The 7,575-nt window shown below is 69.7% G+C and carries 10 protein-coding genes and 1 pseudogene; 8 read left to right on the plus strand and 3 right to left on the minus strand.

What is annotated here, in order from left to right; genetic code table 11:
• Nucleotides 1-153, plus strand: a pseudogene (locus U9983_RS25140) (acyl-CoA desaturase); the annotation flags it as partial.
• 55 nt (nt 154-208) lie between these two features.
• On the opposite strand, the gene U9983_RS25145 reads toward U9983_RS25140, so the two are convergent.
• Both U9983_RS25145 and U9983_RS25150 read right to left on the minus strand, forming a co-directional pair.
• Nucleotides 209-2,092, minus strand: coding sequence for an ABC-F family ATP-binding cassette domain-containing protein (locus U9983_RS25145; RefSeq protein ID WP_322756385.1), 1,884 nt, complete (start codon nt 2,090-2,092; stop codon nt 209-211).
• 46 nt (nt 2,093-2,138) lie between these two features.
• On the minus strand, nt 2,139-3,143 hold the full coding sequence (locus U9983_RS25150; RefSeq protein WP_322756386.1) for a 4-(cytidine 5'-diphospho)-2-C-methyl-D-erythritol kinase: 1,005 nt from the start codon (nt 3,141-3,143) through the stop codon (nt 2,139-2,141).
• A 322-nt stretch (nt 3,144-3,465) separates the two neighbouring features.
• On the opposite strand from U9983_RS25150, the gene U9983_RS25155 reads away from it, so the two are divergent.
• From U9983_RS25155 to U9983_RS25185, 7 genes are all read left to right on the plus strand, one after another.
• Nucleotides 3,466-3,948 carry an Asp23/Gls24 family envelope stress response protein gene (locus U9983_RS25155; RefSeq protein ID WP_322756387.1) on the plus strand — a complete coding sequence of 161 codons (483 nt, stop codon included), beginning with the start codon at nt 3,466-3,468 and terminating at the stop codon, nt 3,946-3,948.
• A 20-nt stretch (nt 3,949-3,968) separates the two neighbouring features.
• The gene (locus U9983_RS25160) at nt 3,969-4,439 is read left to right on the plus strand and encodes a hypothetical protein (protein ID WP_322756388.1); all 471 of its coding nucleotides are present in this window, start codon (nt 3,969-3,971) and stop codon (nt 4,437-4,439) included.
• The gene (locus U9983_RS25165; RefSeq protein WP_322756389.1) at nt 4,436-4,777 is read left to right on the plus strand and encodes a hypothetical protein; all 342 of its coding nucleotides are present in this window, start codon (nt 4,436-4,438) and stop codon (nt 4,775-4,777) included. The genes U9983_RS25160 and U9983_RS25165 overlap by 4 nt, the downstream gene beginning before the upstream one ends.
• A 138-nt stretch (nt 4,778-4,915) precedes the next feature.
• Nucleotides 4,916-5,104 (plus strand): DUF2273 domain-containing protein, encoded by a 189-nt coding sequence (locus U9983_RS25170; protein WP_322747829.1) that lies wholly within the window; start codon nt 4,916-4,918, stop codon nt 5,102-5,104.
• Between the two features lie 8 nt (nt 5,105-5,112).
• Entirely contained in the window at nt 5,113-5,487 is a 375-nt protein-coding gene (locus tag U9983_RS25175; RefSeq protein ID WP_322756390.1) for an Asp23/Gls24 family envelope stress response protein, read from the plus strand.
• A gap of 19 nt (nt 5,488-5,506) precedes the next feature.
• Nucleotides 5,507-6,400: a DUF6286 domain-containing protein gene (locus U9983_RS25180; protein ID WP_322756391.1), complete on the plus strand. Its 894-nt coding sequence runs from the start codon at nt 5,507-5,509 to the stop codon at nt 6,398-6,400.
• A complete protein-coding gene (locus U9983_RS25185; protein WP_322756392.1) occupies nt 6,397-7,122 on the plus strand; it encodes an alkaline shock response membrane anchor protein AmaP in 726 nt (241 codons plus the stop codon). Before U9983_RS25180 ends, U9983_RS25185 begins: the two co-directional genes overlap by 4 nt.
• Before the next feature lie 60 nt (nt 7,123-7,182).
• On the opposite strand, the gene U9983_RS25190 is transcribed toward U9983_RS25185, so the two are convergent.
• On the minus strand, nt 7,183-7,575 hold a 393-nt coding region (locus tag U9983_RS25190), incomplete at its 5' end, for an HNH endonuclease signature motif containing protein (protein ID WP_322756393.1).

The following is a 7,575-nucleotide window of genomic DNA, read 5'->3' on the forward strand; positions in this document are numbered from 1 at the left end:
GAGCCGACCCTGGCCCGTCATGGGGTCAAACCCTGGCAGCTGGACACCAGCGCCTATCTGATCAAGCTGATGGAGACGCTGCGGGTCGTTCATGACGTCCGCTGGCCAGACCCCGAACGCCTGCGGGCGAAAGAGGTCCAGACAGCCGGCTGACCGAGGGCCTGGGATCTTGACGCGGCCAGCAACACGATCGGCAACAGGGGCGCTCTCAGGCATCTTCGAGGTCGGTCGCGACGACGAGCCAGGCCTCCTCGGTCCGGGTTTTCTCCGCGACGACCGCACGCAGCTCGGCGTCCAGGGCGAGCAGGCGCCCATGGTCGGTGGCTGCCTCCGCAAGCGCCGTGTGCAGCGCGGTCTCCTGGCGTCCCAACCGCTCCAGCGCCCGTTCAAGGCGGTTCAGCTCCTTGCGCGCGACCCGGGCCTGAGCCGCTCCGCCACCAGCACCAGCACCGGCACCGGCACCGGCACCGGAGCTGGCACCGGATCCGGGACGGGCTGAACTGCCCGTATCGGTGGGCGTCCCGGCGCCTGCGGCGGCCAGGCGTTGCCGGCGGGCGAGGTACTCATCCACCCCACCGGGCAGCATGACCAGGCAACCGTCGCCAAGCAGAGCGACGATCGTGTCGCAGGTTCGTTCCAGAAAATAACGATCATGACTGACCACGACCAACGTTCCCGGCCACGAGTCCAGGATGTCCTCCAACGCGGTCAGCGTGTCGGTGTCCAGGTCGTTGGTGGGTTCGTCCAGTAGCAGCGCGTTGGGCCGTTCCATGAGCAACCGCAGGAGCTGCAGCCGCCGCCGTTCCCCGCCGGAGAGGTCACCGACCGGCGTCCACTGCCGGGCCGAGGGCAGACCGAACTGCTCCAGCAGCTGACCCGCCGTCAGCTCCCGGTTCTGCCCGCCGTGTCCACCGTCACCGGCGGAGCTGCGCGATGGCGCCGACGACTTCGGCCGGGGTCCGACATCCAGTACCTGACCGGCCTCCTGGACCGCCTCCAGCGCCCGCAGCCTCGGGTTCAGCTCGCGGATCTCCTGGGTGAGCAGAGCGGGACGCGCACTGCGCCCCACTCGGACAGTGCCCGAATCCGGACTCACCGTACCGGTCAGCAGGCGCAACAGCGTTGTCTTACCACTCCCGTTGCCCCCGACGAGACCCACCCGATCGCCCGGGCCCAGCCGCCACGTCATATTCGCGAACAGCTCCCGGTCACCGAGGCGCAGCGTCACGTCCTCGACGTCGAAGACGTCCTTCCCGAGGCGGGATGCGGCAAAGGTCCGCAGACCGAGGGTGTCGCGCGCGGGTGGCTCGTCAGCAATCAGGGCGTTGGCCGCATCGATTCGAAAGCGCGGCTTGGCGGTCCGGGCCGGCGGGCCACGGCGCAGCCAGGCCAGCTCCTTGCGGAGCAGGTTCTGGCGCCGCGCCTCGGTGGCGTCGGCTCGCCGGGTCCGCTCCGCGCGGGCCAGCACATACGCGCTGTAGCCGCCCTCGTAGGCGTCCACCCGGCCGTCGACGACCTCCCAGACCCGCTCGCACACCTCATCGAGAAACCACCGGTCGTGCGTGGCGACGAGGAGCCCGCCGCGCCAGGATGCCAGCTCGGCGGCGAGCCACGCGACGCCTTCGACGTCAAGATGGTTGGTGGGCTCGTCCAGTATCAGCAGGTCCAGGTCGTCGACGAGCAGCGCGGCCAGGGCGGTACGCCGACGCTCCCCACCGGAGGACTGCCCGACGAGATCGTCCAGACGGTCGAGCAGACCCAGCCCGCGCAGCACCGACCGGCGACGTGGATCCGCGGCCCACACATGATCGGGTACGTCACCGACCACGGCCTGGCGGACGGTCGCGGTGGGCACGAGCCGGTCGTCCTGCGCGAGGATGCCCACGCGCAGAGACCCCGTGTGCACGACCCGACCGGCATCGGGGTGCGCCTCACCGGCCAGGAGCTTTAGCAGCGTGCTCTTGCCCGCGCCGTTACGGCCGACCACCCCGATCCGTTCCCCGCTCGCCACTCCGAGGCTCACGCCGTCCAGCAGGACGCGGGTCCCGAAGGCGGCCACGACCGCCTCCATCGTGACCAGGATGTCACTCATCGGATCCTGCCCATCAGGCCGGGGTCGGCGCGGATCGTCCTGCGGCTCATCCGGACGTGCCCGGGTCGACCAGACGGGCGCCCGCGACCGGACCGTGCGCCCGTCGAACCGCCCGGCAGACGCCCATCCCGGCGAGGCTCGCAGCCAGTGCCACGCTCTGCGCGGCGTCCCGGGCCAGGAAGGCGCAGGTCGGTCCGGACCCGCTGACGACGGCACCGACCGCCCCGAGTTCGGTTCCGGTTTCCAGCACCCGCCGCAGCGACGGGCGCAACCGCAACGCAGCCGGTTGCAGATCGTTGACCAACGCATTACCCAATTCGACCGGATCCCCGGTGCGCAACGCCGCCAGGACCGCGTCAGGCGGGGTGGGTTCGGTGCGCAGACGTCCTTCGGACAACCGGTCGAACTCGGCATAGACCGAGGCGGTGGACAGGCCACCGTCAGCCAGCGCGAAGACCCAGTGGTACTCGCCACGTCCGAGGACCGGCGTGAGCTGCTCGCCCCGGCCGGTTCCAAGCGCCGTACCCCCGGTCAACGGGAACGGGACGTCGCTGCCGAGCCCGGCAGCGAGCTCCGCGAGGACCGACCGGTCCAGGTCAGTGCCCCACAGGGCGTCGAAGGCGACCAGCGCCCCGGCGGCGTCGGCGCTGCCACCGGCCATCCCGGCTGCGACCGGAATGCCCTTGGCCATGCTCAGGTGCGCCCCTGCGCCGCGCACGCCGGCGCGGGCCGCGAGCACATACGCGGCCCTGACGGCGAGATTGTCCGATCCCGTCGGGACCAGCGAGATTCGCGCCGCGGCCGAGTTCGCTGGGATGTCGCCGGGCGCGGCGGCCGGCAGCGCACCGGCGGCACCCTCACCGGTGACCTCCACGGCGATGACCGGCTCCATGGCGTCGGGGTCGGTCGCGGCGTCCGGGACGTCGGTGACCGTGATGTCGTCATAGAGCGAAACAGCCTGCAGGATCGTGGTTACCGCGTGATAACCGTCGTCCCGGCGCGGGCCGACCCCGAGATGCAGGTTGACCTTGGCCGGCGACCGGACAGTCACCCGGGTGCCCTGGGCGGGCACGGGCGACTGGCCGGAGCCGGCGGCACCGGAAGGGTGCGGATGAGACCGAGGCAGCGGACGCTCCTTCACTCGTGGGGCGTGTTCCGACCGGGCACCAACGAACCTATCCGGCCGGCCGGACGCGAGTGTCCCCCTCACCACCGGGTAGGACGATGCATACCAGCCGGTTGACCGCGCCGAGCACGACCGGCTACCACATCTGGGCGGCCGACGGCCTCCGGTTCATGGGCCCACGCGGCCGGGGACCGCGGGAAACCCGAGGGATCCGTCCCCACGACTCCAATGATTGCGGAGGCACGTCATGAGCACGACGACCACCGAGAAGACCTCTCCCGTGACACGAGAAACACCCCAGCGCGACGGGGCCGGCGTGTCCCGGCGGACGGCCACCGAGCTCGTGACAAGCCAGGGCAGGACGGCTATCGCGGACTCGGTCGTCCGTAAGATCGCGGGCGTGGCGACCCGCGAGGTCGAAGGTGTGCACAATCTCGGCACCGGCGGCACCCGCGCGGTCGGCTCGCTGCGCCAGCGTATCCCGGGCTCGTCCGGACGCAACGTATCCCAGGGGGTCGGCGTCGAGGTCGGCGAGCGGCAGGCGGCAATAGATCTCGACGTCGTGGTCGACTACGGCGTGTCGATAGTCGATCTCGCCCAGGCGATCCGCGGCAACGTCGTGACCTCGGTCGAGGGGATGACCGGCCTGGAGGTGACCGAGGTCAACATCGCGGTGGACGACATCTACATCCCTGAAGACGATGACGATAAGCAGGCTCGGGTGCAGTAGAAATCATGGTCCGATTGGCAGTGTCCACGCAGCCGGCCGCCATCGCGGCCGCGGTTGCCCGCTGCCCCGTGGTCGCCACGCTCTCCCCGGGAGTCAGCGGCAACGTGGTCACCTATCTGCCCGACCGACGCGTCGTCGGCGTCCGCAAAGTACTGGATGGTGTCGCTGTCCATGTCATCGCCCGGTTCGGACCGACAATCCCCGAAATCGCCGGCCAGATTCGGGCCGCGGTCACCGCGGTGGCCCCGGACTGTAAGCGGATCGACGTCGTCGTCGACGATCTTGAAGTCTCCCTGGACAGGTCCGCCGTCAGCGTCGGGCACCCGCCACGTGGCACCGGCGGAGCCCGCACCCGTGGCACGGCCGGCGGGCGCTCGGGCCGGGGGAAGGCGTCCATGACGAAGTCGGCCACGGCCGGAGCGACCAGAACAGGCACAGCGACCAGAACAGGCACAGGGACCAGAACAGGCACAGGGACCAGGAAGCAATGATCAACAGACCGGCCGGGCCGGCACGGATCCAGGCAGCACGGATCCGGCCAGCACGGACGGACCGTGACGCGGGTTCGGCCGCCCGGCGCGCCGAGGTACGTCGGTTCATCCGGGAAAACCACCCGGACAGAGGCGGCGATCCCGATGTGTTCATGGCCGGCCTGGGGCTTCGGCGGCCCGAGCTGTCACCACGAACCGCGGGTGGCGGGGTGACCGCCTACCACCGGCGCGCCGGACTGGCGATCGTTGCCCACTGGGTACGCCAACAGTGGACGCACCGGGTGCACCAGGTGCACCGATGCTGGTGGACATCGCGACGGCCCCCGCGGGTCCGCTAGCACCGTCCCATCGGAGCACCGGCCGCGCCCGTCAGCCGCGGGCGCGGCCACCTGCAACCGCGACTGTGCGCCGGACGACAGCACGCCTGACAACAGTCCGCCTTCACCACGCTTTGCGCCTACAACGAGGAGGCTCCGATGCGTTCGAGTGCAATCGGTCTCATCACCGGGTTGATCTCGGGTCTCGCGCTCGCCTTCGGCGGCTTCGGTGACTTCCTGATCGTTCTGGTCTTCGGCGCCATCGGCCTGTTCGTCGGCAAGGTCCTGGACGGGGACATCGATATCAACCGGTACGTCAGCGGCGGCGAACGCCGCGACATGCGATGAAGCCCACCGTGGTGCGCCAGCCCGAAACGACAGCGCGGGGACGCCTGGTCGTCACGAACGCCGTCATCGAGAAAATCGCAGCCCAAGCCGCACTGAACGTCAACGCCGTCGGTGGGCTGGGGCGCCGGCCTCCCGGCCGACGCCGACGGCCCGCCGCGGACGAACGTCCGCCGCGGGTGTCAGCGCGCGTCGGGCGGGGCACCGCTCGGATCTCGATGTCTCTGTCGATACGGTATCCTGCCCGAATTGTCGAGGTATGCGAGGGAGTACGCACCCGGGTGAATCAACAGGTGGCCGACCTGGCTGGTCTACGGGTGACCCACATCGACATTGACGTGTCCGCTTTCGAGTCCGGGACCGACCCGGACACCCGGGCTCGGTAGTTGACGGGAGGTCACCATCGTGCGCGTGACAAACCGGATCGTCGCGGCATTGCTTGCCGCAGCCATCGCGGCGGCCGGGGTCGTCGCGATCGTCGAGATGGTCAACGCGGCCTTCGGCAGCGGGTATGCCATCGTCGACTGGCGGGCGGCGGCGGGCGCCATGGCGCGCAACAGCTGGTCCGACACGGGACCGGCAGTACTCGGCGTGATGCTTGGCGTCGTCGGCGTCCTCCTGCTCGTGCTGGGGCTGCGACGTGGTCGGCTCGAGTGGTTCACTGTGCAACCGTCGTTGGCCGGGACTTCCACGTTCGCCGCTGGTCGCGGTGTCGGTCGTGCCCTGGCCAGCGCGGCCGAGGATGTGGACGGTGTGAGCCGGGCAAAGGTCCGGCTCCGGCGCCGCACCGCCAGGGTGAAGATCGAGTTCCATCCCCGGGTCAACCCGGACGCGCCGGAACAGGTACGTGACGAGATCTACGAACGGCTGGTTTCCTTCGATCTGGTGTCGCCCCCGAAGGTGAAACTGAAAGTCAAGGCGTCGCGTCCCGCATCCCCTGACAGCGGTGTAGTGCCGCAACCAGCCTCGCCTGCGCCAAGCTCGCCTGCGCCAAGCTCGCCTGCGCCAAGCTCGCCTGCGCCAAGCTCGGGGGACGCGGCGCGGGCCCTCGCACGCACCGGCCCCGGTAGCTCGTCAGCACCGCCAGCATCGCAATCAACCCCGGCAACGCAATCAGCCCCGGCAACGCAATCAACCACAGAGACGATCTTTGGTACTTCGACCGCAGGTGAGCGGACCAGGCCGTATCCGGTCGGCCTCGATCTGACCAAACCCGATCCGGAGCGCACCCGGAAGGACACCCCGGCGACTGCTCCGGCGGATGCGTCGGCGGACGACCGGAAAGAGGACCACACGTGAACGGAACCGCGAACACCGTCAACGCGCGAACCGTGGACAGCCCGATCCCGCAGCTCGGTCCACCGATCCGTTCGAACGACGTGAGCGACATGGTGAGCACGGCAAAGCCGACCGGGTCCACGAAGATGCCCCGACCGCGCAAGCACCCGTTCACTCCCAGAGTCGATCGGGTGAACCGGGTGGTGTTCGTCCTGTTGGGGCTTGTGTGCCTGGGCGGTGGGATCGTCGCCCTGCTCGCCGGTCGGGGTGTGTTCGGCGATGACGTCACAGACCGGCCGGCGCTCACGGCTGCGAACCGGGCCTTTGCCGCCGACCATGCCTGGTTCTGGCCGGTCGTGGGAGCGGCCACGGCCCTGGTTGTCGTGCTGGCGCTCGCCTGGCTGTGGCTACAGCGGTCCACCGGAGACCTGGCTGGCCTGTACGTCGTCGACGACACCTTCGGACGTGTCCGGGTGAACGCGCGGGCCTTCACCAGCGCCGTGGAAAGCGAGCTGGCAGCTGCAGCGGGTGCCCAGCAGGTACGTGCGCGACTTCTCAGCAAGGAGAAAGATCCGCTACTGCGAGTAGTTGTGACGATGGAACCAGACATAAACGTCAGCCGGCTTCGAGCCGACATCGAACAGGTCGTTCTGCCACACGCGCGTGGTGCCCTGTCCCGCGCGGACCTCGCCACCGAAGTCCAGCTCGTTCCGAGCCCTGGCCACGGTGTCCGCGTGCACTGACCAGGTCTGCCTACCGATCGGCCGGCAATTTTCGATCAGAGTCCGGCAGCCGTGTCCCGGTCAGAAGGGTGGCGGTTCGGGTTCTGGGTCCGGTTCCGGGGCGGGTGGCGGTTGCGGGGTGGCCTCTGGTTCTGGGTGGGGTTCGGGTTCGGTCTGGTAGACCCGCAGTTCCGGACTGGTCCAGGTCACCGCGCCCGTCTCGGTGACCTGGACGGTCCAGGTCCCGTCGTGCTTCAACCGGTGATGATGCCGGCATAGCGTCAGCAGATTGGCTGCCTCGGTGGTGCCGCCCTCGGCGTAGGCCCGCACATGGTCAAGATCGCAGACGGTGGCGGGTGTTCGGCATCCCGGGAACCGGCAGACCCAGTCCCGGGCCCGGATCTGGCGGGCCAGTGCCGGTGAGGGGAATCGGCGCCGTCCGACGTCCACCACCGCGCCGTCGACCGGGTCGGC

It is taken from the genome of Protofrankia sp. Cas3 (assembly GCF_963555955.1).
Lineage (GTDB): Bacteria > Actinomycetota > Actinomycetes > Frankiales > Frankiaceae > Protofrankia.

Coding starts and splice junctions, on each gene's coding strand:
- U9983_RS25155 (WP_322756387.1), top strand. CDS start 3,466: ATGAGCACGACGACCACCGAGAAGACCTCTCCCGTGACACGAGAAACA.
- U9983_RS25170 (WP_322747829.1), top strand. CDS start 4,916: ATGCGTTCGAGTGCAATCGGTCTCATCACCGGGTTGATCTCGGGTCTC.
- U9983_RS25165 (WP_322756389.1), top strand. CDS start 4,436: ATGATCAACAGACCGGCCGGGCCGGCACGGATCCAGGCAGCACGGATC.
- U9983_RS25145 (WP_322756385.1), bottom strand. CDS start 2,092: ATGAGTGACATCCTGGTCACGATGGAGGCGGTCGTGGCCGCCTTCGGG.